This is a genomic window from Spongiibacter taiwanensis, assembly GCF_023702635.1.
In the GTDB taxonomy this organism is placed as follows: Bacteria; Pseudomonadota; Gammaproteobacteria; order Pseudomonadales; family Spongiibacteraceae; genus Spongiibacter; species Spongiibacter taiwanensis.
Map to the genome: position 1 here is coordinate 816,145 of NZ_CP098455.1, position 21,711 is coordinate 837,855.

Sequence of the window (21,711 nt, forward strand, 5' to 3'; positions counted from 1 at the left end):
GTCCCAAACGGAAAAGCCCTGACCTTGCGGTCAGGGCTTTTTTTCTACCCGTTGATACAACCTGCAAGCCCCTATGGTTATGCTGTCTGTAGAGAAACTAAGCCGGTAGTTTATGCCGGTTGTCACTGTCCAAAAAGCCACTGCCCGAAAAAAAGGTGGCCCCTTGGCCACCTTTTTACATTTGTTCGCTTTCGCCGGCGAGTCGCCCGCTGGGCACTAGCCCGGTTGAACATCCCTTACTGCGCGCTAGCCGCCACCTGCCGAGACAACAATTCCTTCGTCTTACGCTTTTGGTAAGCCAATGCCGAGCCCGCAACCGAACCGCCTTTGCCGGTTTCCAGCCAGGACTTAATTCGACCTGCATCACCTACCGGGCTGCGCTTGCCAAAGGAATCGAGCATCACCATCAGCACGTCCCGGCCATTAACCTTGGTGTTCATTACCAGACAGCGGCCCGCCTCATTTAAATAACCGGTTTTACTGACATGCACATCCCAGCGCTCGTACCGAACCAGTACATTGGTGTTCACGTACGCCAGCGCATAATTGGGTTTGGAAAAATTGGCGGTGTGGACCGCAGTGGTGCTGTATTTACGAATTTCGGGGTAGTTGGATGCGGCCGCAACCATCAATGCCAGATCGGAGGCGGTGGACACATTTTTGTGAGATAAGCCACTGGCATCGACAAACTGGGTATTTTTCATACCCAACGCCCGCGCCTTGGCATTCATCGCCGCCACAAAGGCCGTTGTGCCACCGGGATAATGACGCCCCAGGGTCGCTGCAGCGAGATTTTCCGAAGACATCAGCGCCAACCGCAGGGCTTCACCCCTGGATATTTCAGACCCTACCCGAATCCGGGAGAAGTAGTTATTGATCGCTTTGCGATCCTGCTGACTGAACTGAATGTTTTCTTTCAGCGATTGTTTGCCATCAAGCACAACCATCGCCGTCATCACTTTGGTCAAAGACGCGATGGGCATCACGATATTGGCATTGCGATCCAGGAGCACCTCACCTGACTTGGCGTCCACCGCCAGGGCGCTCACCGACGCCAGAACAAGGTTGGCCGGATTGAATTTTTGCTCAGCGCTGAGCACGGGTGCGGACCACCCCACCAACGCGACTAACAACAAAAACGCCGAAACTATATTCTTCATTATTGACCCTGCAAGATGACCCTCAGTCACCAACAAAATGCCAAATTTACTTCAAATGTCGAAGTGCCCAGGCTGTCTTATACTTTGTATAACTGCCTATTAAACTGCTGTCTTTCTATTCAATTGCTGTCTTTCCGTCTGCAACCGACAAATTAGCCCGCCGCCTTCAAGCGCAGACTATCGAGAATTTCATCGACCACCGCCACGTCCATAGCGCGATCTTCCTCAGCGCAGGAATAACTCACCAGCAAAATCAACCCGCCGCCAAACAAAAACCATTCTCGAATATAATCGCCTTCCTCTATGGTTTCAAACTGCCACCCGCGCCACTCCTCGGCAATCGTGCAGGCCTTTCCAGCAGCCGGGTCGTAGCCGAGATCATTCAGCAGTGCCTTCAGCGCATTTTCATCCGCTGGCTTGCCGGTATCGGAAGCCAGGGTAGAAAGGCTGATACAACCCAGTTCATCCTCATCAAACACCAAGATGCTGTCTTCATCCTGCTCGCTTTGCCATTCATCCGGCAATAAGAGAAACCACCAATCAGATTCAATTTCGCGCATTGGGTCTCACTTCCATTCGTCCAAGGGCAGGGGCGCTGACATTAGCACAGCATCCTCCCTTCCCGCCCCCAGGGGGTAATAATTTTTTCGGATTCCATCTTCGCCAAAGCCCACACTGCGATACAAGCCCCGGGCCACCACGTTGGACTCCCTCACTTCCAAAATACAACGGCTGGGTCCGAGCTGTTGCATCCACTCCAGACCGCCCAGCAACAATGCGCGACCATACCCTCTGCCGCCCTCACCCGAGGCAACCACCAGGTTCATCAGACTCAGTTCATCGAACACCAGCGTGAAGGCACTAATGGCAACCAAATCCGCACCCCGCCACAGCCCCAGACAATGATCATCGCGCAGGCTGCGGGACCAATGGGTTTTCCCCCAGGGAAAGGGCGCCGCTTCGTCAATTGCCATACAGCGCGCCAAATGGCGATGGCTAAGCAAATCGATGTTCACGGGCTTTCTGTTCCGCCCTTAACGGCGTCTTGCAAGGCTCGCCACAGGGCGGCTTTGGCCGCAGCACTCTGGAGGAGTTCCGCCAGCTCCGCCGCGGGCACCAATAGCACCCCTTCCTGGGCAAGCAGTTGAGAATCCAGGTAAGGCAGCAGACCGTCGCCAAATACCACCACCCACTTCATGCGAAGGCGCTCGGCCTGCGCCAGCACATTTGCACTGAGGGCATCCCGGGCAGCATCGGCTCCCTGGGCAAGGCCAGCCGATTGCAGCACAGGCCAGGAAAACCGACTCGCCTGAAGCCCCGCTTCCTGATCCGGCAGGAAATGGCGGGAGAAGGCTGCTGCAATGTTGGCCACTAGCCGTTTTTGCTCCGGGCGGAGGCTGCCCTCGCAGAGGAACATCAGCCCCAGTTGAGTGGTTACCAGATCCGCTGCAAACCGAACCGCCTCGGCAGGCGGAGCAGCGGCCGGCTTGGTCGGCGCCGAGGGCGCCTGAATCGACGGCATTTCCACACGCTGGCGGGCTTCACCTGCGGGCCTGACAGCAGGCGCCTCAGGGCCAACACCAGCAGTCCCGCCAACTGGCGGCGCTGCCCGCGCGGGCGCTTCACTCCGAACATCGCCAGGCCGCGGCACAGGCATTTCACAGCGGGCGGAAGGTCGCGCATTGGGCAGGACAAAGCGCGGCACGTAGCTGATGACCCCCATAGCATCGAGAAAACTCTGGCGACGTGGTTCTAGCATTAACGCGTGTCCTTTCAGCCTGCTCCGCGAAGATAAAATCGGCATCAGCCAATTTGGGCGAGGTAAAAGACGGCTCCCCAGCATTGGCGTAGCTCTAGTAAAGCCGCCATTATGCCCGAAGCCAGCCCAATTGGCGCGACCCACTTACTATTCACATTTTCGTGCTGGAACTCGCCGCAACGGACGGATCAAAGCGGGTGATAACATCAAATCTGCGCCCGGCACGACGCCGCTTAGGCAAAATTGCCACTGGCATCCCAGATACAGGCATGCACAATGAAGCGTATGATTTGCGGCAATCGGCCTCGGGCCGGATACCATCAACATGGAGTGATCGCCCGTATTATGCGAGGCCTACTAATTCTGCTGACCAGCTTGGGCTTGACCTGGTCTGCCAGCGTTTACGCAGACGAGCAAACGCCCAAGTCTCTCGATGAGACCCAGGGCAGCAACCAGCTTCCGGCTATCGAAGAAAGTGACGACCTGTTCACCCCGACCCGAAAGAAGTCGGTTAACGTCAACAGTGACTTCAACCAGACCGAGGAAGGCAGCGACACCGAGACAGATACGGTGGCCATCACGCTGCTTGGCGAGGATATTCTGCGCGGCCGCTTTGAGCGTCTGTACTGGACGGCAGGCCAAGCCATTGCCGGCTTGGCCATGCCCACGCCGGTACTGGTTGCCGCCGGTGCCAACCCCGGCCCTACGCTGTGCCTGACCGCGGCGGTACATGGCGACGAACTTAACGGCGTGGAAACCATTCGCCGGGTCATGTTCAGCCTGGAAAGCGACAAGCTCCAGGGCATTGTGATTGGCGTGCCCATCGTCAATATGCACGGCTTTCGCCGCAGCTCCCGTTACCTGCCCGACCGTCGGGACCTGAACCGCTATTTTCCCGGCGACCCCAAAGGAAGCTCAGCGGGCCGCATTGCCCACAGCTTCTTCAATGAAATCATCGCCCACTGTGACCGGCTGATTGATATCCACACCGGGTCGTTCCATCGCACCAATATCACCCAGCTGCGTTCGGATCTCGGCAAAGAGAGCGTGAAAGAATTCAGCAAAATGTTTCATGACATCACCGTGCTCGATGGCGCCGGCGCCTCCGGCACCCTGCGCCGCGCCGCGGTGGATGCCGGCATTCCCGCTGTGACCCTGGAGGCCGGCGAGCCCCTGCGCCTGCAATCCCGTGAAGTGTCCGAAAGTGTTAAGGGCATTCGCGCGGTGCTATATCACATGGGCATGATCGCCGAAAAACCCAACCGGGCCCCCAAGCAGGCGATCTTCTACAAATCCACCTGGTTGCGAGCCGACCAGAGCGGGGTCTTCCTGACCGAGGCCAAGCTCGGACAACGGGTCAAAAAGGGTGACATCCTCGGCTCGGTCACCGATCCCATTACCAATCGCAGCTCGCTGATTCGCAGCCACGTGGACGGCCAAATTATCGGTATTGCCGTTAACCAGATGGTCATGCCGGGTTTTGCCGCCTATCACGTGGGAATCGAAACCGACGAACGTAAAGTCGCCGCCGAAAAGGTCGCCGACTCCGTGGTCGCCGAAGCCCTTGAACCCGTGGCAGAGGAATTGAAGGAAGCCGCCCGGGAGGCCGCCCAGTCCGCTGCCCAGCAAAGCAACGATCCTGAAGCGGTCAATGCCGCAGTGAGGGAAGCGGTGAAAGCGGCCGCCAAGGGCGCCCCGAAAATTGTTGAAGAGAAGGCGGATGGCCTGACCGCCGAGCCCAAGTCCTCCGACAATGCCGACAACCCTGGCGCTGACAAGCCTGCGGAGAAATCCAAACCCAAGGAGGTTCCCAACCCGCGGGATGAGATTGAAGACCATCCTGAGTAAGCCGGTGGCGAAGGCGCTACAATGGGCGTTTTTTCGCTGACGCAAAGGATAAGATGGATCCACTGACTCAGGGCCTGCTCGGTGTCACCGCCAGCCAGAATCTGGCCAGCCGCAGCGCCTATCAACGCCGGGTAGCGGGCATCGGTTTTCTCGCGGGAATGGCCGCGGACCTGGACGTGCTGATTCGCTCGCCAGCTGATCCGCTGCTGTTTCTCGAATTCCATCGCCAGTTCACCCACTCACTGGTTTTTATTCCCCTCGCAGGGGCCTTACTCGGCACCCTGCTGTACACCCTGTTTGCCCGCAAAAAACTGCCGCTCTGGCAGTGTATCGTGCTGGCCTGCGCTGGCTATGCCACCCACGGCTTGCTCGACGCCTGCACAACCTACGGTACGCAGTTGCTCTGGCCCTTCAGCAGTACGCGCATCGCCTGGAATACTCTGTCAATTATCGACCCGCTGTACACACTGCCGCTGCTCGCACTGTGCGTATTGGCGCTCAAACCCGGACGCCGCTGGGCAGCCAGAACGGCATTGGCCTGGGCGCTGATTTACCCCGGTATCGGTTGGATACAACGCGACCGGGCCGAAGCGGCCGGCCTCCAGCTCGCGCTCAGCCGGGGCCACCGGGTGGATCAACTGGAGGCAAAGCCGGCGTTTGCCAACCTGTTACTGTGGAAGACCATTTACCGAAGCGGAGAAACCTTCTTTGTGGACGGTATTCGCGCTGGTCGGGAGCTCCGCGTTTATCCCGGCAGCAGTATTCCCCGACTGGATATTGCCCGGGATTTACCCTTCCTCCAGGCCAACTCCCAACAGGCAATCGACCTGGAGCGATTTCGCTGGTTTTCCAAGGGGTATATCGCGCTGGACCCGACAAACCCGCTGCGCGTCGTGGACATTCGCTACTCCCTGCTGCCCAATGAAATTGAAGCGTTGTGGAGCATTGAACTTGCCCCCCAAGCGCCCGATCAACATGTGACGTTCGCCAATCACCGCAACGATGCCCGGGCCAAATCCCGCACGCTCTGGCAAATGCTGTTAGGTCGTGAGGTGGTCAAGCCCCAGACCATCGCGCTTGAAAACACGGCGATTGAACACCACCACATTGACACGTCCACCGATTCGCAGGATCACAATTCGCCATGACCGCACTTTCCGTTCTCGACCTTTCACCGATCACCGAGGGCAGTAATGCAAGGCAGTCTTTGCAATGCTCATTGTCACTGGCCCAGCACTGTGAAGCCCTGGGGTTTCAGCGCTACTGGCTGGCTGAACACCACAATATGGCAGGTATCGCCAGTGCAGCCACCGCCGTTGCCATTGGTTTTATAGCGGCGGGCACTCAGTCCATTCGGGTAGGGGCCGGAGGCGTGATGCTACCCAATCACGCACCACTGCTCATTGCTGAACAGTTCGGTACGCTCGAAAGCCTCTATCCAGGCCGCATTGATTTAGGCCTGGGCCGTGCTCCCGGCACCGATCAGGCAACAGCCCAGGCCCTGCGCCGCAACCTGGACAGCGATCCGAATCAATTCCCTAACGATGTAGTCGAGCTGCTAAATTACTTCGGCCCGGGCGAGGGACAGTTGGTGCGGGCCATTCCCGGCGTCGGACTAAACGTCCCCGTGTGGATTCTCGGCTCAAGCCTGTTCGGCGCGCAGCTCGCCGCCGCGCTCGGACTCCCGTACGCGTTTGCCTCCCACTTTGCACCGGCACAACTCGATGAGGCGCTGCAGATTTACCGCTCCCGATTCCGGCCCTCATCCTACCTGGACAAACCCAAAGTCATGGTGGCGGTGAGCGTCTTCGCGGCAGACAGCGATGAAGCCGGTGAACTGCTGGCCAGCTCCATGCAGCAAACCTTCGTCGCCCTGCGCCGGGGGAATCCCGGCCCCCTGAAACCGCCAGTACCGGGTTATCGGGACAGCCTTCACCCTGCCGACCGGATGATGCTGGATGGCGTTATGGCCTGCGCGGCCATAGGGAGCGAAGACACCGTAGAAAAAGCACTGCGAGAAATTCTGGCGCGAACCCAGGCAGACGAGTTGATCGTGACTTCCCAGATTTACGACCATCAAGCCCGGCTCGACAGCTACAGCCGCCTGGCTGAAATCAACTGCCGGTTATGACCGCCGCTGCCGCAGTAAGGTTTGCAGGAGTCGCCCGGCCAAGCCCTTGCCCCAACGAATAACGCGCACAGCCTGGTAAAACATCCACACATTGGCCGGCCACGCCAGCGGCATCAGCAACACAATATTGGTCACACAAAACAGACGCATGGGCAGGTAGGTTGGCTGGTATGCCCGTGGGTGCCAGGCGGGATAGTAGCTTGGCCAAAGCCACTGCAGGGCCAGCGCAAACAAAATTGCGGCGGCGATGACACTGGCCGTGTGCCGAAATCGCGGCGCGAGAAAATACGTCGAGGGCAACACCACCAGCGGCACAACCACTGCGGCTACTGACTGGGTCCACCAACCAAACAGATAGCCCAACCAGGCAGCGAGCCACACGGCGGCAATGCCAATGATCGGCAGCAGGGCCAGACACAACACCCAGGCGAACCCCTGACGTATAAAGGGGTGCATGCGCCTGCGCCGGTGAGGCGGCTTAGCATTGTGCTCTGGGGCAGGGATCTCACTGCTGGCTTGTTGGTCCACATTTTCCATTGACGCTGGTATCGCTCCCTTGATGTGGCGTTTTCCGTTTTCCGCTTTTTGGGACGGCTAAGACGAATGCTGGCTGGCTCAGTTCAAGTAATCTCGGCACAGCGATAGCACATCTCGCAGCTTCTTTCTGACCTGAGACAAGAACTCCCGGGTCGCACCCGGGCTGCGTCCGAGCAGTGAGGCAATCTCCGGCGCGGTAAACCCTTCCACCACCGCCCAGGAAATAGCCTGGGCCGCTTCCGGGCTAGCGTCGGCAAATCGGGCAAACTGGCGCCGCACGCAGTCGCCCAAGCCTTCCTGATCTGTCGATACCTCGTCAGCGGTCTGAAAGTCGCTCCACGCTTGCCCTGCCGCGGCGCCATCGAGGGCCAAATCATCATGCGCAGTGCGCTGCTGTTTGCCAAGATGATCCAGATGCACAGAACGGGCAACAAGCCAAAGCCAGGCCCGCGGCGCCGTTATCCCCCGCGGACTCGCCAACGCGGGGCCGACCGAGCGCATAATTTTAACGAAAGCTTCCTGACATAGGTCGTCGGCATCGGCATCTGACGCGCCCCGGCGCCGAAAATACCCGATAAAGCGCGGCGCATAATACGCATAAAGCAGGCGCAGCGCCTGCTGGCTCCGCCCTCCTCCGACCGTCAGCTCGGCCAATAATGCCCCGTCATCAGGAGCGCAGCTGTGCTGGGAAGTGTCATTCAGAGATGCATCGTTCATGGGCTGCTCGCCCCCGGCAACACCGCCACCGACAGCCGCGTCACGCCACGCAAATCACAACCCTGCCACCCAAACTCAGCCAGCAAACTTGCCAGCGCAGCCCGCGCAGCCGCCGAGTGAAGCATAATATCGCTGGGGCCCGCTGGCCGAGAATAGGTAAATTCCAGCGCCTCAATCTGTGCCAGCGCGGCATAAAAGCGCCGGGTCTGCGCCAGGTTCAAGTTTGCCAATTCAACCTGCAGCCGTTCACCCCGTTTCCGCTGGCAGGCCGGCGGCGCAGCTGGGCCCTTACCTTGCTGCAACGCTGACATTGGTGGTACCGACGCCACGGCATCGGCGCGCTCCGCTGCCGAATCACTCGCCGCCCCCGCTGACGAAAATGCCCTGCGCTCTTGTCTATCCATGGTCAGCCCGCGATCAGGCGACGATTTTGACATCGCAGCGCTGGGGGCGGCTGGCGCGACCACCAGCTCGCCGTCTGCCTCCTCGCTCACCAGCAACTCGCTAGCGCGCTCAGCCGGGGCGCTGGCAAATTGCAGGCTGCGCTCCACAGGCCACTGGGGTCGCACCAGCAATATGGCCGCGACTACGGTTGCGGCAATCCCCACCAAGCGAGGCCAGCGGGACGGGATGGGTGGCCGAGTCACCCGCTGCTGCTCAGCCACCGACCGAGCGGTCACGGAATCGGCCGAGTCACCGGAGGGTTCATTTTGAGATTGGCGGCGGACCTGGGGCGATGTATTTAAAAGCCCCTCGCCCTCGAGCCGCCGCAACAAACGCTGGAACGCCAAGTCATTGAGCTGCCCCGCCGCATCATGCTGCCCGGCCAGCAGTGCCTGACGAAGGGCCGCAATCATCGGATCGTCTTGCCGCCGTCCGGCCAACTCATCCAGCCATTGGTCGATGGCATCCGCCATCCCTTAACCTCCACCAATCTTGTGAGTAGCGGCACGTTCGCCGACGGCCAGATCAGAATGCCTTGGACTGCCACCCGGGGCTTTCAACAGGGATGCCAGGCGAGCCAGCGAAACAAACTCCCGCTTGCGCTCGCCCGCGGCGCCGGTGCTTTGGGCCGCAAGCTGCGCAGCCCGCTCGATGACGCTGGCATAAGCTGCCTCAGCCCGATATTTCGAATCGCTTAACAACAGACCAAATTCAGCCACCGCGGCGGCCCACTGAACATTGGCAGAAGGCCTCTCTGACAGGCGGTCATCCACGATGGTCGAGAGTTCCTTTGCCGGCCCACCCTGAGGTGCACGGTAGCGTAAATGGACTGCCATCAATTCATTCCTTGATGGGTCAACGAGCGCGCGCTGCTGGTAGCGCAGGTCTGAGCCAGTTTGCTGCTCACCTGCCTTGCTGACAATTTCATAAAGGGCCGTCACCACCTGACCAGCGCCAACGTCGCCAGCATCCTTGGTGTCATCGCGAAAATCTTCCGCCGCCATGCGCCGGGTCTCATAGCCAAGCAAGCGATACTGGCCAACGGTGCCGGGGTTGAATTCGACTTGCAACTTAACATCTTTGGCCACGGTCATCAGGCTCTGCTGAAGCTTTTCCACCAGCACCCGTCGGGCCTCAAGCTCACTGTCGATGTAGAAGTAATTGCCATCGCCATGTTGGGCCAGACGGTTCATCGGTCCGTCACCCAAATTGCCCTGGCCAAAGCCCAGCACCGTGAGAAAAATTCCCCCATCCCGCTGGGATTCAATCAGTTTGATCAGGGCGTCGCTGCTGCGCGGGCCCACGTTGAAATCGCCGTCGGTGGCTAATATCACCCGATTGTTCGCATCCGGGCTGAACTGCTGTCGGGCGAGTTGGTAGGCCTGCTCAATTCCCGCTCCACCGGCCGTCGAGCCGCCGGAACGCAGCGATTGCAGGGAGCGAAGAATGGTATTCTTGTCGCCGCCGCTGGTACTGGCCAAGGCCACCCCCGCACTGCCGGCATAGGTGACAATGGCGATGCGGTCAGCGGCCGACATTTGCTCGACGAGTCCCATAAACGCCTTTTTCAACAGCGGCAGTCGATCACCACCCTGCATTGACCCAGACGTATCGATCAGAAAAACAAAACGATTTGGGCGCTCAGTCTCGCGCATGGCCGCGCGCAACTGCACCATGGCCAATTTGTTTGTCGGGTTCCAGGGTGCGGCGATCACCTCGGTGGTAATGCTGAGTTGCTCACCTCCAGTCGCTAGCGTGGCCGGATAATCAAAGTAGTTCAGCAACTCTTCAATTCGCACCGCCTCGCTGGGTGGCAGGTTTCCATCGTTAAGAAACCGCCGCAGAAGACTGTATGACGCCGTATCTACGTCGAGCGCAAAGGTCGACAGCGGCGACAAAATAGGATCCCGGTAGCCGCTTTCGAGCAGGGTTTCGTAGCGATCCCCGCTCACTGGAACGGACACTCGTTGAGGGCCTAGCGGCCCAACAGGCGCAAACGCTTGGGCCATACGAGCTTCACCACTCGAAGCCATCGCGCTGTAGGTCGCGGGTGCAGCCGCCTGTTCGGCGACGGCAGCGTGATGCACGACCTTCGTCCGCGGCGAGGGCGCAAGAGCATCTGCTTCACTGCCTGCGCTATCTGCCCTTGTGCTGGACTGCGATTCGAGGCGGGCTTCTGAAGCCGGCGGTTGGTGACAGGCGGAAAGACCCGCCAGCCAAGCGGCGAGCGCCACTGCCAATATCGACTTTTGCATCATGTTTCTCCGGTTTGTGGGGGCTTTCCGGATAGACGAAGGGGCAGGCAAAAGTGTCAGGCCATGTTGCGATTTTTTTATTCCGAGAAATCCGGCTCCAGAATATAGGGCCGATCTTCGGGCGCCGGTTGCGCCGGAGCACGATAGGGCTCAGGCGCACTGGCGCGCTGTGTGGGCGCAGGCCGGGGCTTGCCCGTAACGACCGTCGCCCGGTCCTTGCGAATTGCCTCACTCAGCGCTTCAGCGAGCTGTTGATAGGCGCGATCGCGCTCCTTCTTTTTGGTCAGTTTGCCATCTTCGGCCAAACCGATCGTCGCGACCGTGCGGCCACTGATAAAGTTCTGCAGGGAGATACCCAGCAGGATACTGTCATCGTCGCCATCGACAGTGAGCAACGCGCCCAGGGTTTGCTTTTTGTCCTCGTAGGGAAGATTGGCCACTTCCTTATCACCCAGTACTTGGAACTGGTTTTCAGTAAAGGTGTTGGCCAGTTGCAAATCAAAACCAAACACCCCGCTGGATTTGCCTTTCTCAAGGACAATAAATTGATAATCCGCGAAGCTAAATCCTGGGGAGTAGACCAGGTTCTCCTGGTTCGCGCACCCCACCAGCCACAGGCTTAACAACAACGCCATACCCTTTTTCATGAACTTCGCTCCTTCTCAATTCTTTTAATACGATTTTTTCTATCATGCCTGTTTTTGCGCGCCCTCCCAAGCGCAATGGCGGGTTGATACCGAAAACGGTTCCGCCCAATTCGCGGCCTAAATGACACTTTGATTGCAAGAGTGATCGTCAATGCGCTGACAACACCCGGTGGTTTCATATAAGCGCAATACACCTGTCACCAAACCATTACATGACCAAGCTAACCTCTGGCGTCGACGATTTATATAACTCGATTCTTCGGAGAGATCAGCCCCATGAGTGAAGCAACATTCGACCCTACCCGCTACAACAACAGCAAAAATGAACCATTCTCCAGCGTTCTTGATAAGGAAATCTCTCGCCGCCGAGTTTTGAAAACAGGCGCCGGCATGAGCGCCCTCACCATGTTCAGTGGTGTTGGCCTGTTTGGCTGCTCCGATGATGATGACGATAACAATGGCGGCAGCGGCAGCCAGGAAACCAGCCTGGGCTTTCAATCCATTGCCGGCTCAAAAACAGATGCTGTGGTCGTGCCCGAGGGTTACTCTGCGCAGGTTCTGGCACCCTGGGGTACGCCGTTGAACAGCAGCGCCAACGCCTGGAAGAACGACGGCAGCAACACCGCAGAGGATCAAGCCAACGCCGTGGGCATGCACCACGATGGGATGAGCTTCTTCCCCATCAACGGTAGCTCCGACGACGGCCTGCTGTGCATCAACCACGAATACATCGACGAAGACGCGCTTCACCCGAACGGCCAGACCTTTGCTGGCAGTGTGCGGACGATCGTTGACGAAGTTCGCAAGGAAATTAACGCCCACGGCGTGAGCGTAGTGCGTGTAAAACGCAGCAATGGCGAGTGGAGCGTGGTCGAAAATGATCCGCTGAACCGCCGTTACACTGGCGCTAGCGAAATGGACATCGCCGGTCCGTTGGCAGGTTCTGAACTGTTGGTAACGAAATACGCGCCCAACGGCGAAGTCGCCCGCGGCACCCTGAACAACTGTGGCAGTGGCGAGTCACCCTGGGGCACCTTCCTGACGTGTGAAGAAAACTGGCCCGGCTACTTCACCAAATCCAGCGGCCGTAGCGCCGGTGACGACCGCATTGGTATCGAAGACGAAGGCACTCGCTACGCTTGGGAAACGCTGGCTGGCAACGCCGCTGAAATTGACGACGAATTCACCCGCTTCGACGCGACGCCCTTTGCAGAAACCGCCGCTGGCGACTACCGCAACGAAACCCACGGTCACGGCTATGTGGTCGAAATTGACCCCTACACCGCCGAATCTCGCGCAGTGAAGCGCACCGCGCTGGGCCGCTTCCGCCACGAGTGTGTGGTCTACGGCAAACTGGTCGAAGGCCAGCCGGTAACCTTCTACTCCGGTCACGACGGCCGCTTTGAGTACCTCTACAAATTCGTCTCTACCGCCGTGTGGGATAACGACGATGCCAACCCAAGCGACCGCCTGGCAACCGGTGACAAGTACCTGAATGACGGCACCCTCTACGTTGCCAAATTCAGCGAAGGCGGCGTGGGAAGCTGGATTCCGCTGGAAACTACCACTGCGGTCACTGGTGGCGGCACCCTGGGCGATACCTTCGCCACCCAAGCCGAGGTCATTCTGGACACCATTCGCGCTGCCGACATGGTCGGTGCGACACCGATGGATCGCCCCGAGTGGATCGCGGTTGACCCGAAAAATGGCGCAGTTTACCTGACCCTGACCAACAACACCGCGCGCACCACAGAAACCAACCCGGCCAACCCCCGCCTCAACAACGCCTTTGGCCATATCATCCGCTGGATGGATGGCGCTGATGTTGAAAGCTTCGACTGGGATATCTTCGTTTTCGGCAGCGCCGACGACAGCGATGCCAGCGTCAACCTGTCAGGTCTGACCGAGCTGAACCAGTTTGCCAGCCCCGATGGCCTGGTCTTTGACCCCCGCGGCATTCTGTGGGTGCAAACCGATAACGGCGCCCAAGAGCTGACCTCTTACACCAACGATCAGATGCTGGCCGTTATCCCCTCCAAGCTTGTTGACGAAAACAACAACCTGGACGTGGTTAACAGCGACAACCAGATGGAATTGCGTCGCTTCTTTGTTGGCCCCAATGATTGCGAGGTCACCGGCCTGGCCTTTACCCCAGACCAGAAAAACTTCTTCGCCAATATTCAACACCCCGGCAACTGGCCCTACACCACAGACGCTACTGAAGTGACGGTAGGCAGTGTCCGCCCGCGGGCAACCACTGTGGTGATCACCAAGAACGACGGCGGCGCTGTGGGTGAATAACGCAAAATAACAATAATCGCGTGCTATCGGCGGCCCAAGGGGCCGCCATTTTTTATCTGCCAAACCGCTTAATCCAGCGACAACATGCTCAGCTGTGGTTTGCGATACAAGCAATGAGCAGGCCCGACCTATAAATGCCCCGGGTTATGCAGCTCCCGCTCAGCCGCAGGCGGCGGTGTCCATTGATACACCCAGGTTTCACTAATCGGCTGACCAGCCACCAGCAACTGCAAACTGAGATCAATCGGTTCAGTTCCCTTGGGCGGCACCAGATCAAACATGGCGCGATACCCGGAAATGGCACGCTGGGGGCGCACCGACACCAGCTCAACCCGACCACTGGAATGGATGATTTTCGCTTCCACCTTGGCAGCCGACTCACTCGCTGATTTGGCATCGGCGGTTATTTTTGCCAACGAGCCACCCGCAAAATCCACCACAAAACGCTTGCTGAAGTACTCCCGCTTTTTGCCCACCACGCCACCCAAACCAGTGAACGTGTTCTGCACGCGAGCATAGTGATGCTCAGGCGTGGGGGCTGCGCCCCAGGTCAGGCGGTAGGAAAAGAGCCACTCCTGGCCTGCCTCAATCGGTTTCGCCGGACGCCAGAACGCCACGATATTATCGAAAGTTTCATCTAAGGTCGGGATTTCCACCAACTGAACTTCGCCGCGACCCCACGGCCCTTTCGGGGCGACCCAAACCCCGGGACGCTTGTCGTAAAACACGCCGTCGTCCTGGTAGTGGTCAAAATTGCGATCGCGTTGCAGTAGACCAAAGCCCTTGGGATTGTCATCACTGAATGCGCTGAAACGTAACGCCTGGGGATTAACCAAAGGACGCCAGAGCCAGTTACCTTGCCCGGTTTGCATGGCCAAACCATCGCTGTCGTGAATCTCCGGGCGCCAATCCCAGCCCGCACGGCGGTGGTTTTCGCCAATCATGTACATGCTGGTAAGCGGCGCAACGCCCAAACGTTCAATGGCTTTGCGCGGATAAATAGCAACATCGACATCCATGACAGTGTGAGTACCGGGCGTAATGGCAAAGCGATAGGCACCGGTGGCACTAGGCGAATCCAGCAGCGCATACACCACCGCCGTATCACTGCCCGGTGCGGGCTTCTCCAGCCAGAAGTGAGTAAACACCGGAAATTCTTCGGGACGGTTTAGCGCCGTATCGATCGCCAGCCCTCTGGCGGATAACCCGTACTGCATATCGGCACCCACGGCCCGGAAGTAACTCGCGCCGAGAAAAGCCACCATGTCGCGCTGCCAGTCCCGGTGAAATTTAAAGCGAAAACCAGCAAAGCCCAAATCGCTCGGTAAGTTGTCACCATCAATACCGGACTTGCCATACTCAAACAATTCGGGGCGATAGGCGATCTCCCGGGCGACGCCCTCTTCCAGGGCGTAAATCCGAATGGCTTGCTTAAAATACAGGCCCAGGTGGAATAACTCTGCCCGCAAATTGCTTCCGGTCTGCTGCCACAGGGCCTGATCGGCATCAAAGGCGAGCTGCTGGTAATCATCCCAGCTTAGGTCCTGCAGGGGGCCGGGGAGGGTGAGATTGGGCTCGGTATAAGGCCTCTCGGCCAGTGCCTTGGCCCGCCCCTTCAGCCCGGCATAGTCGAAAGCGCCCGCAGCATCGGCGCGCTCTACACTCCCCGCGCAGGCGCTCATGCTAAGGCCGAGCAACAGGGGCGCAGTCATCTGGAACAGCAACCTGACGGTAATGGCCGGCAAAATACGGCATAGCGACATCGCGCTTCCTCCCTGAAGAATCAAGTAATAAAACTGACCCCCGGGAGGGAAATTAGTTTGCTTTTTACTGGCACTGGCCGCCAAAGGCGCTAAAGTAAACACTATTCCCCGCGCAACGCGGCAGTAACGAGATAATGAAATGCGCCTACAGAATGATATGTTGGAAGAGCTGCGCTTACTGGCTCAATTCAACCCCGCCTCCACTCTGGAGGGAATCAAGGTCCACCACACCGCAGAAGAGAGTTTGATTGAGGCCGCCGAGCGCCTGTTTGCCAAAGGCCTGGTCAGTCAACCCGATGGCGGTTACCTCACGCTGCGCGGCCAGGAAGCCGTGCAGCATCTGGACAATGTCCTGTCGCTATTAAACAGCGCTATCGCCCACCACTGAACCTTATGCCGGTCTTGGCCGGCGTACCTGTCGACTACCCCCGCTCTGCCGGGGGTAATACTGCGAACGCAACCTGAACCGCCCGATGTCAAAACGTAAACCCAGTAAAGCCGATAAACACGCAAACAAAGTTGTCTCTGTCAGTCTGCCGGGAAGGCCTGGGCAAAACCGGTTAACCGGCGCACAAGCCATCGCCTTTGCTCGTCAACTTGCCAGCCAAAACCAATGGCCCGCCGTTATCGTCCTGCTGCGCCAGGTCCTGCAGCAGCAAGCCCAGCTCGATGACGCCTGGCATCTGCTGTTTGACGGTCTGCGCGAAGCCGGTGACTACCCGGAAATGGAAAGAGCCGCCCGCCTTTGTCTGGAGCAAAAACCACGAAGTGTGCCTGCTCTGCTCGCTCTGTCCTTCGCTCTGCGGGTACAGCTAAAGCATGACGACGCGTTAACAGCCATCGACAAGGCGATCAAATTGGCGCCGGCCGACGCCAGCGCCCATAACCACCGAGGGGTCATCCTCAAAGAAACTGGCGACACTGAGCAGGCGCTGACGAGTTTCAATCGTAGTATCAAGCTCGCCCCAAAGTCGGGGCAGGCCTATTGGAATCGGGCAGATTTGATTGCGGAATATAGCGATGAAGAAATTGCGACAATGGAGTCGCTGCTGAAACAAGCCCTGAGCCCCGATAATCAAATTCGCATTCACTACGCGCTGTCCCGGGCCTACGCCACACGCCGTCAGTACGAAGCAGAATTCCGCCATGTCCAGCGAGGCGCAGAAATAAAGCGCCAGCGTATTCGGGAAAATGACGAATATGATCATGCGGCGGAAATAGGCCAGATCAATGAGATTGTCGCGCGCTTCACCCTCGACCAGCGCGCCAGCGGCACGACACCAACACATTGCCCTGTTTTCATTTGCGGCCTACCGCGCTCGGGCACAACCCTGGCCGAGCAGATTCTTTCCAGTCATCCGCTGGTGACCGCGGGTGATGAGCTAAATGCCCTGCCCAGAGCCACCGCCGAACAGCTGCGACAACAGGGCATCAATCAACCTTTCCCAGAATGGGTCGATGACATGGGTGAAGAGCAATGGCTAGCGATCGGCGCTCGCTACCTGGACATGACCAAAGCGTTGCACACCACGCCGTTCTTTACCGACAAAAACCTGCAAAACTACAAAGCAATTGGCCTGATTAGACGAGCGATCCCCGGCGCCAAAATCATCTTCTGTCGGCGCCAACCCATGGACAATTTATGGGGCTGCTACCGGCAGTACTTTGCCAACGGCTTGCGCTTTACTTATTCCCAAGAGGAGCTCGCAGACCATTACCACGGCGCCATGACCCTGCTCAAACATTGGCAGTCTCAGCTAGGAAATGAGCTGTTTTTACTGGATTACGAGACACTGCTGGCCGACCAAGCCGGTACGACCCGAAAACTGCTCGATTATGTCGGACTTCCCTGGGCGGAAGAGTGCCTGCATTTCTATCGCAACACCCGCAGCGTGCGCACAACCTCGGCCAGCCAAGTACGCTCTCCCCTCAACCCGCAGAGGGTTGGGCAGTGGCAACCCTTCGCCAGCGAATTAATACCGATGCGGCAACGGCTGCTGGAACTCGGCGAAGAGACAGAGCGCATCGCCTGATCAATCAGGCCCGTCAAAATGTGACACATCGCACATTTCCAAAGGCCATTTGCCCCGTAATAATTGGCTATTAGCTGCAATTAGTCACTTTACAGTCTGAATAGACTGTTTTAATATCCCAATATCTCACTACAAGATAAATCGTATCTTAGTGGGTCTTGGTTATCTCTGTAGGTGCGCCTTCTCGTTCGCCTACAAAAGATACCCAAGAATACTTTTAACTAGCATACAAAATGATGTATTTGCGTCGTCGCAGCGTCCGTGACCAACGACAATAACAACAGCGCTGAGTTGGGGCAGCGCATCACGACAAAACGATAAATCTAGATCTTTAAAAAAACCTAGAGGCGAACAACAATGAAGAAGAAGCTTATCGCGCTGGCTGTTATGTCAGTGCCGCTATGCTCCGGGCCCGTGGTTGCCCAAGAAAAGCGCTCTAACCGACTCCTCGAGGAAGTCACGGTAACGGCCCAAAAGCGGGAGGAAGACTCCCAGGACGTGCCGATTGCCATCCAGGCCTTCTCTGGCGAGAAGCTGGATGCATTCAATATTGAAGACACCGCCGACCTGCAAAAGATTACCCCCGGACTGACCTTCACTTACACCTACGGCTACACCCTGATCTACCTGCGGGGAGTGGGCAGTGACGCCTTCCTGCCCAACGCCGACCCCTCGGTGGCCACCTATATCGACGGTATCAACATCCCCGCCAGCCAAGGCAAGCAAGACGCCCTCGGCCCCGTTAAGCGGGTTGAGGTCCTCAAGGGCCCCCAGGGCACCCTGTTTGGCCGTAACGCCACCGCCGGTGCCATCAGCATCGTCACCGAAGATCCGCCGATCGATGAAATCGTCGGTAACATCAAAGCCACTCGCGGCAACTACGACAGCCAGGAATACCAGGCCTACCTCGGTCTGCCCCTGTTTGATGGCGCCGGCATCACCCTGGCCGCCTTCAGTGACACCCACGAGAACTACGGCACCAACTTCAGCAACGGCGAGCCCCGTCCCTGGCGGGAAGACTTCTCCGAAGGGGGCCGGGTCAAATTCAAGTGGGACTTCCTGGAAGACTTCAGCCTGACCCTGATTGGCTCCTACGTGAACCAGTTCAACGGCAACTCCCTGGTGCAGGAAAACACCCGGCCCTCACCCATTCTGTGTGCCGGCTGTGAAACCGATACCGCCGACCGGGATACCGACACCAACTACGAAGGCGGTAACGCCACCATCAACACCATGTACGGCACCATCTTTGAATGGCGCCCCGGCCCGGTGGACGTGAAGTTCATCTACTCCGACCAGCTGGCTGACGTGGACTGGGGTCAGTACGACTACGACTCCACCGATGAAGACCGCTCCGGCTTCTTCACCTACGACCAGTACAACGATCAGCAGACCTACGAGCTGCAGATCCTGTCCAACGCCGACACCCCCCTGTCTGAGAACCTGGAGTGGGTGGCCGGTTACTACCGCCTGGAAGCCGAAGGCGGTTTCGGCCGCCTGTTCTTCTTCCTCAACAACGGGTTGGCCACCGGCCTGCTGCCTGGCAGCATTACCGGCCTGTTGGGTGACTCTGGCAGCCGTGCGGTGCTTGAATCCGGCGGTCTGCTGACCACCGAGTCTGACGCGCTGTACTTCCAGGGCACCTGGCGCTTTAACGAAGAGTGGGCCATGACCCTGGGCGCCCGTTACCAGGAAGAGACCCGGGAAATCGGCAATACCGCGCTGGACCTGGTGGACACCGGGTGTGCTGGCGGTGACGGCAGCTACGGCACCGACGTGAGCTACTATCAGGGCAGCGACAAGTCCTGTAACTCCCGCCTGCTCGACTTTGGTGGACCACCGCTGGAAGAGACCACCTTCTCGCCCAAGATCAACGTGCAGTGGTTCCCCACCGAAACGGCTCAGATCTACGCGTCTATTCAGAAAGGCTACAAGAGCCCGACCTACAACATTGTTAACTTCTTCGGCAGCCCCGATCCGGTCGAAGGTGAAGAAGCGGTTGCCGCGGAGCTGGGCTTCAAGTCCGAGTGGCTGGACGGCGCCCTGCAGTTGAACGGTGCCCTGTTTGCCTCCAAGACCGACAAGCTGCTGACCGGGATTGTGTCCTTTACCTCCGGTGCGATCGTGCGCTACGCCAACGCCGGCAGCGCCGAAGCCAAGGGCGTGGAGTTTGACTTCCAGTGGCAGCCAATGCCGGACATGAATCCCGGCCTGGCGATCACCGGTGGTGCCACCTACGTGAACTCCGAGTTTACCGACTACAAGAACGGCGAAGGCTTTGATGATGACACCGGCCTGTATTTCGGTCCCGGTGGTCTGGAAGACATTGCGACCGACCTGCTCGGTCTGGAACTGCCCATCTCCCTGGCGGACTTTGCCAACGGACCCCGTGACTTCACGGGCAACAAGGTCCCCCGGGCACCCGAGCTGACCTCTGCGGTATCGGTGAACCAGTTCATTGATGCGGGGGATATCGGTGCCTTCGAAGTGGCGGTGGATTACTCCTACAAGAGTGAATACTTCACCACCCCCCAAAACTCGCCCTTCTTCGTGCAGGATCAATACGAACTGTGGTCACTGCGGGGCAGCTACTTCTTTGACCCCTGGGGTCTGCAGCTGACCGCCTTTGTGGATAACGTCAAGGACAAGGAATACTTCTCCTCGATTCTGCAGCAGGACTTTGGTCGCTCGGTGACTTTGGCGCCGCCTCGCTTGTACGGCCTGAAGCTCAAGTGGGATTTTGATGTGTTTTTGAACTAAGTCCACAAAAACAAGACGGCAGAGTGATATCGTTATATCACTCTGCCGCTCTTCGCCGTCGCGCTATGGCGCGGTAACTGTGAAAATGCGACCAAATCTAAAAATAACGGTGTAGTCATTATGAAAAAACAGCTTTGCGGAACACTCTTATTAGCAACCCTGACCAGCAACAGTTTTGCGGTCGTGCCGGGCCTGGGGACGGTATTTTCCTTGGCGGCGCCTCTGGGCGGCGTAAGCGGGATTACCTCCTTGGCCGACCCGTTGGGTGGCATTTCTGGTCTGGCGGCAACGGGCACTTCGCTGACCTCTCAGCTGCCCATTGATGGCCTGAGCGTGATTGACGTGAGCTTTATCAGCTCTGCCTTGCCGATTAACGATGTGCTCTCTGCATTAGGCTCAGGTGCGATTATGGGCAACGACGTGCTTGAGGGGCTGACCACTGGCAGTGGCGGTGGCCTACCAGGCCTGCCCGACTTGGGCGGATTAGCAAGCCTCGATACGGGATTTGGTCTGGATGCCCTGTTTGATGCCGGCATGCTGCCGGGCTTAGATGTCATCCCAGTGGATTTTCTCGCCCTGGTGCCGCTTCCCTAGGTGATCACAACCCAGCGAGATAAGAAGTTACTGCCGGGTCTAATCCGGCAGTAACAGACGCCTGAACCGAAACCGGCCTCCAATGGGGCCGTTTTTTATTGTCTGCCATATAGCACCCGATCAGTCATCGACTTAATACGCCTCGCCCTCACTGTGCACGGTGAGGGTCACGTCCTCACCCACCAGAAACACCCTGACCACCATCGGCTGGCAACAAACCTGACAATCCTCGGTGTACTCCTGATCACCCTCAGAGCAGTCCACCAACAACTGAATGGGCTCACCACAATAGGGACAATACTGTTCAATGGTTTCGAGTGCATTCATCGCTGCGCTCCGGCAAATCTGGTGCAGAAAGCATAGTTCATCTATGGCACTTCGCCGCCTGACAACAGCAATCTATAAACTGCCCGCACGGCGTACTTTTAGCAAACTCACTACCAAGACAAAACACAGGCAAACGCCAACGCAAGCTATCAACTCATTCACGCGGGGCGGAAAAATCAACACAAACCCCTGCCCCTTGATCAACGAGGAAAAACTGGAGACACAGAACGGCATTAGAAACAACCGGGCGATCTGCCAAGGCTCTGGGCGCGAGGCCCCCGGCCCGGTGACGCTGAGTACCAGCGCAATGCCGATCACCACACTAATACCAGCAGAGTTCAGCCAGATTCGCGGCGCCGGATCAAAATAGAAAAACAGCACGACCACATACCAAAGCAGATAACACCACAACACTGCTTTGCCTAAACGTAATTG

At 58.0% G+C, this 21,711-nt stretch carries 20 protein-coding genes; 8 read left to right on the forward strand and 12 right to left on the reverse strand.

Annotation, left to right across the window (positions count from 1 at the left end; all coding sequences use genetic code 11):
- Positions 1–236: 236 nt before the first annotated feature.
- The 4 genes from pbpG to NCG89_RS03950 form a co-directional block, all read right to left on the reverse strand.
- Positions 237–1,160 (reverse strand): D-alanyl-D-alanine endopeptidase, encoded by a 924-nt coding sequence (pbpG, locus tag NCG89_RS03935; RefSeq protein WP_251088473.1) that lies wholly within the window; start codon positions 1,158–1,160, stop codon positions 237–239.
- A 152-nt stretch (positions 1,161–1,312) separates the two neighbouring features.
- On the reverse strand, positions 1,313–1,720 hold the full coding sequence (locus NCG89_RS03940) for a hypothetical protein (protein WP_251088474.1): 408 nt from the start codon (positions 1,718–1,720) through the stop codon (positions 1,313–1,315).
- A gap of 6 nt (positions 1,721–1,726) precedes the next feature.
- Positions 1,727–2,176, reverse strand: coding sequence for a GNAT family N-acetyltransferase (locus tag NCG89_RS03945; protein WP_251088475.1), 450 nt, complete (start codon positions 2,174–2,176; stop codon positions 1,727–1,729).
- Positions 2,173–2,919: a hypothetical protein gene (locus NCG89_RS03950; protein WP_251088476.1), complete on the reverse strand. Its 747-nt coding sequence runs from the start codon at positions 2,917–2,919 to the stop codon at positions 2,173–2,175. The genes NCG89_RS03945 and NCG89_RS03950 overlap by 4 nt, the downstream gene beginning before the upstream one ends.
- A 345-nt stretch (positions 2,920–3,264) precedes the next feature.
- Here NCG89_RS03950 and NCG89_RS03955 point away from each other — a divergent pair, with 345 nt between their 5' ends.
- From NCG89_RS03955 to NCG89_RS03965, 3 genes are read left to right on the forward strand one after another with little or no spacing between them, the layout of a single operon-like run.
- Positions 3,265–4,767: a succinylglutamate desuccinylase/aspartoacylase family protein gene (locus NCG89_RS03955; protein WP_251088477.1), complete on the forward strand. Its 1,503-nt coding sequence runs from the start codon at positions 3,265–3,267 to the stop codon at positions 4,765–4,767.
- Positions 4,768–4,820: 53 nt separating this feature from the next.
- A complete protein-coding gene (locus NCG89_RS03960; RefSeq protein ID WP_251088478.1) occupies positions 4,821–5,915 on the forward strand; it encodes a metal-dependent hydrolase in 1,095 nt (364 codons plus the stop codon).
- Positions 5,912–6,898: an LLM class flavin-dependent oxidoreductase gene (locus NCG89_RS03965; protein WP_251088479.1), complete on the forward strand. Its 987-nt coding sequence runs from the start codon at positions 5,912–5,914 to the stop codon at positions 6,896–6,898. The genes NCG89_RS03960 and NCG89_RS03965 overlap by 4 nt, the downstream gene beginning before the upstream one ends.
- Here the strand turns inward: NCG89_RS03965 and NCG89_RS03970 are convergent.
- From NCG89_RS03970 to NCG89_RS03990, 5 genes are all read right to left on the reverse strand, one after another.
- The gene (locus NCG89_RS03970; protein WP_251088480.1) at positions 6,893–7,354 is read right to left on the reverse strand and encodes a hypothetical protein; all 462 of its coding nucleotides are present in this window, start codon (positions 7,352–7,354) and stop codon (positions 6,893–6,895) included. The genes NCG89_RS03965 and NCG89_RS03970 overlap by 6 nt on opposite strands.
- Before the next feature lie 159 nt (positions 7,355–7,513).
- Positions 7,514–8,152: an RNA polymerase sigma factor gene (locus NCG89_RS03975; protein WP_251088481.1), complete on the reverse strand. Its 639-nt coding sequence runs from the start codon at positions 8,150–8,152 to the stop codon at positions 7,514–7,516.
- A complete protein-coding gene (locus NCG89_RS03980; protein ID WP_251088482.1) occupies positions 8,149–9,069 on the reverse strand; it encodes a hypothetical protein in 921 nt (306 codons plus the stop codon). The genes NCG89_RS03975 and NCG89_RS03980 overlap by 4 nt, the downstream gene beginning before the upstream one ends.
- A 3-nt stretch (positions 9,070–9,072) precedes the next feature.
- Positions 9,073–10,560, reverse strand: coding sequence for a vWA domain-containing protein (locus tag NCG89_RS03985; RefSeq protein ID WP_251088483.1), 1,488 nt, complete (start codon positions 10,558–10,560; stop codon positions 9,073–9,075).
- A gap of 368 nt (positions 10,561–10,928) precedes the next feature.
- Positions 10,929–11,498: a hypothetical protein gene (locus NCG89_RS03990; protein WP_251088484.1), complete on the reverse strand. Its 570-nt coding sequence runs from the start codon at positions 11,496–11,498 to the stop codon at positions 10,929–10,931.
- 276 nt (positions 11,499–11,774) lie between these two features.
- On the opposite strand from NCG89_RS03990, the gene NCG89_RS03995 reads away from it, so the two are divergent.
- The gene (locus NCG89_RS03995) at positions 11,775–13,799 is read left to right on the forward strand and encodes a PhoX family protein (RefSeq protein WP_251088485.1); all 2,025 of its coding nucleotides are present in this window, start codon (positions 11,775–11,777) and stop codon (positions 13,797–13,799) included.
- A gap of 128 nt (positions 13,800–13,927) precedes the next feature.
- Here the strand turns inward: NCG89_RS03995 and NCG89_RS04000 are convergent, their stop codons facing one another.
- Positions 13,928–15,562, reverse strand: coding sequence for an OpgD/OpgG family glucan biosynthesis protein (locus NCG89_RS04000; protein ID WP_251088486.1), 1,635 nt, complete (start codon positions 15,560–15,562; stop codon positions 13,928–13,930).
- Between the two features lie 139 nt (positions 15,563–15,701).
- Between NCG89_RS04000 and NCG89_RS04005 the strand changes: the two genes are divergently transcribed.
- The 4 genes from NCG89_RS04005 (at position 15,702) to NCG89_RS04020 (ending at position 20,949) form a co-directional block, all read left to right on the forward strand.
- Positions 15,702–15,950 carry a TIGR02647 family protein gene (locus NCG89_RS04005; protein WP_251088487.1) on the forward strand — a complete coding sequence of 83 codons (249 nt, stop codon included), beginning with the start codon at positions 15,702–15,704 and terminating at the stop codon, positions 15,948–15,950.
- Positions 15,951–16,035: 85 nt separating this feature from the next.
- Positions 16,036–17,595: a tetratricopeptide repeat-containing sulfotransferase family protein gene (locus NCG89_RS04010; RefSeq protein ID WP_251088488.1), complete on the forward strand. Its 1,560-nt coding sequence runs from the start codon at positions 16,036–16,038 to the stop codon at positions 17,593–17,595.
- A 357-nt stretch (positions 17,596–17,952) separates the two neighbouring features.
- Positions 17,953–20,355 carry a TonB-dependent receptor gene (locus tag NCG89_RS04015; RefSeq protein ID WP_251088489.1) on the forward strand — a complete coding sequence of 801 codons (2,403 nt, stop codon included), beginning with the start codon at positions 17,953–17,955 and terminating at the stop codon, positions 20,353–20,355.
- Between the two features lie 120 nt (positions 20,356–20,475).
- Positions 20,476–20,949: a hypothetical protein gene (locus NCG89_RS04020; RefSeq protein WP_251088490.1), complete on the forward strand. Its 474-nt coding sequence runs from the start codon at positions 20,476–20,478 to the stop codon at positions 20,947–20,949.
- A 132-nt stretch (positions 20,950–21,081) separates the two neighbouring features.
- On the opposite strand, the gene NCG89_RS04025 is transcribed toward NCG89_RS04020, so the two are convergent.
- Positions 21,082–21,276, reverse strand: a complete 195-nt coding sequence (locus NCG89_RS04025; RefSeq protein WP_251088491.1) for a CPXCG motif-containing cysteine-rich protein — start codon at positions 21,274–21,276, stop codon at positions 21,082–21,084.
- Between the two features lie 72 nt (positions 21,277–21,348).
- Positions 21,349–21,690 (reverse strand): hypothetical protein, encoded by a 342-nt coding sequence (locus NCG89_RS04030; protein WP_251088492.1) that lies wholly within the window; start codon positions 21,688–21,690, stop codon positions 21,349–21,351.
- Positions 21,691–21,711 lie beyond the last annotated feature (21 nt).

Bases quoted from the DNA above. Each gene is read 5' to 3' on its own strand.
- NCG89_RS03940 (WP_251088474.1), bottom strand. From the start codon at position 1,720: ATGCGCGAAATTGAATCTGATTGGTGGTTTCTCTTATTGCCGGATGAA.
- NCG89_RS03990 (WP_251088484.1), bottom strand. From the start codon at position 11,498: ATGAAAAAGGGTATGGCGTTGTTGTTAAGCCTGTGGCTGGTGGGGTGC.
- NCG89_RS04015 (WP_251088489.1), top strand. From the start codon at position 17,953: ATGAAGAAGAAGCTTATCGCGCTGGCTGTTATGTCAGTGCCGCTATGC.
- NCG89_RS03995 (WP_251088485.1), top strand. From the start codon at position 11,775: ATGAGTGAAGCAACATTCGACCCTACCCGCTACAACAACAGCAAAAAT.
- NCG89_RS03980 (WP_251088482.1), bottom strand. From the start codon at position 9,069: ATGGCGGATGCCATCGACCAATGGCTGGATGAGTTGGCCGGACGGCGG.
- NCG89_RS04005 (WP_251088487.1), top strand. From the start codon at position 15,702: ATGCGCCTACAGAATGATATGTTGGAAGAGCTGCGCTTACTGGCTCAA.
- NCG89_RS04025 (WP_251088491.1), bottom strand. From the start codon at position 21,276: ATGAATGCACTCGAAACCATTGAACAGTATTGTCCCTATTGTGGTGAG.
- NCG89_RS03950 (WP_251088476.1), bottom strand. From the start codon at position 2,919: ATGCTAGAACCACGTCGCCAGAGTTTTCTCGATGCTATGGGGGTCATC.
- NCG89_RS04000 (WP_251088486.1), bottom strand. From the start codon at position 15,562: ATGTCGCTATGCCGTATTTTGCCGGCCATTACCGTCAGGTTGCTGTTC.
- NCG89_RS04020 (WP_251088490.1), top strand. From the start codon at position 20,476: ATGAAAAAACAGCTTTGCGGAACACTCTTATTAGCAACCCTGACCAGC.
- NCG89_RS03975 (WP_251088481.1), bottom strand. From the start codon at position 8,152: ATGAACGATGCATCTCTGAATGACACTTCCCAGCACAGCTGCGCTCCT.
- NCG89_RS03965 (WP_251088479.1), top strand. From the start codon at position 5,912: ATGACCGCACTTTCCGTTCTCGACCTTTCACCGATCACCGAGGGCAGT.
- NCG89_RS04010 (WP_251088488.1), top strand. From the start codon at position 16,036: ATGTCAAAACGTAAACCCAGTAAAGCCGATAAACACGCAAACAAAGTT.
- NCG89_RS03960 (WP_251088478.1), top strand. From the start codon at position 4,821: ATGGATCCACTGACTCAGGGCCTGCTCGGTGTCACCGCCAGCCAGAAT.
- NCG89_RS03955 (WP_251088477.1), top strand. From the start codon at position 3,265: ATGCGAGGCCTACTAATTCTGCTGACCAGCTTGGGCTTGACCTGGTCT.
- NCG89_RS03970 (WP_251088480.1), bottom strand. From the start codon at position 7,354: ATGCACCCCTTTATACGTCAGGGGTTCGCCTGGGTGTTGTGTCTGGCC.
- pbpG (WP_251088473.1), bottom strand. From the start codon at position 1,160: ATGAAGAATATAGTTTCGGCGTTTTTGTTGTTAGTCGCGTTGGTGGGG.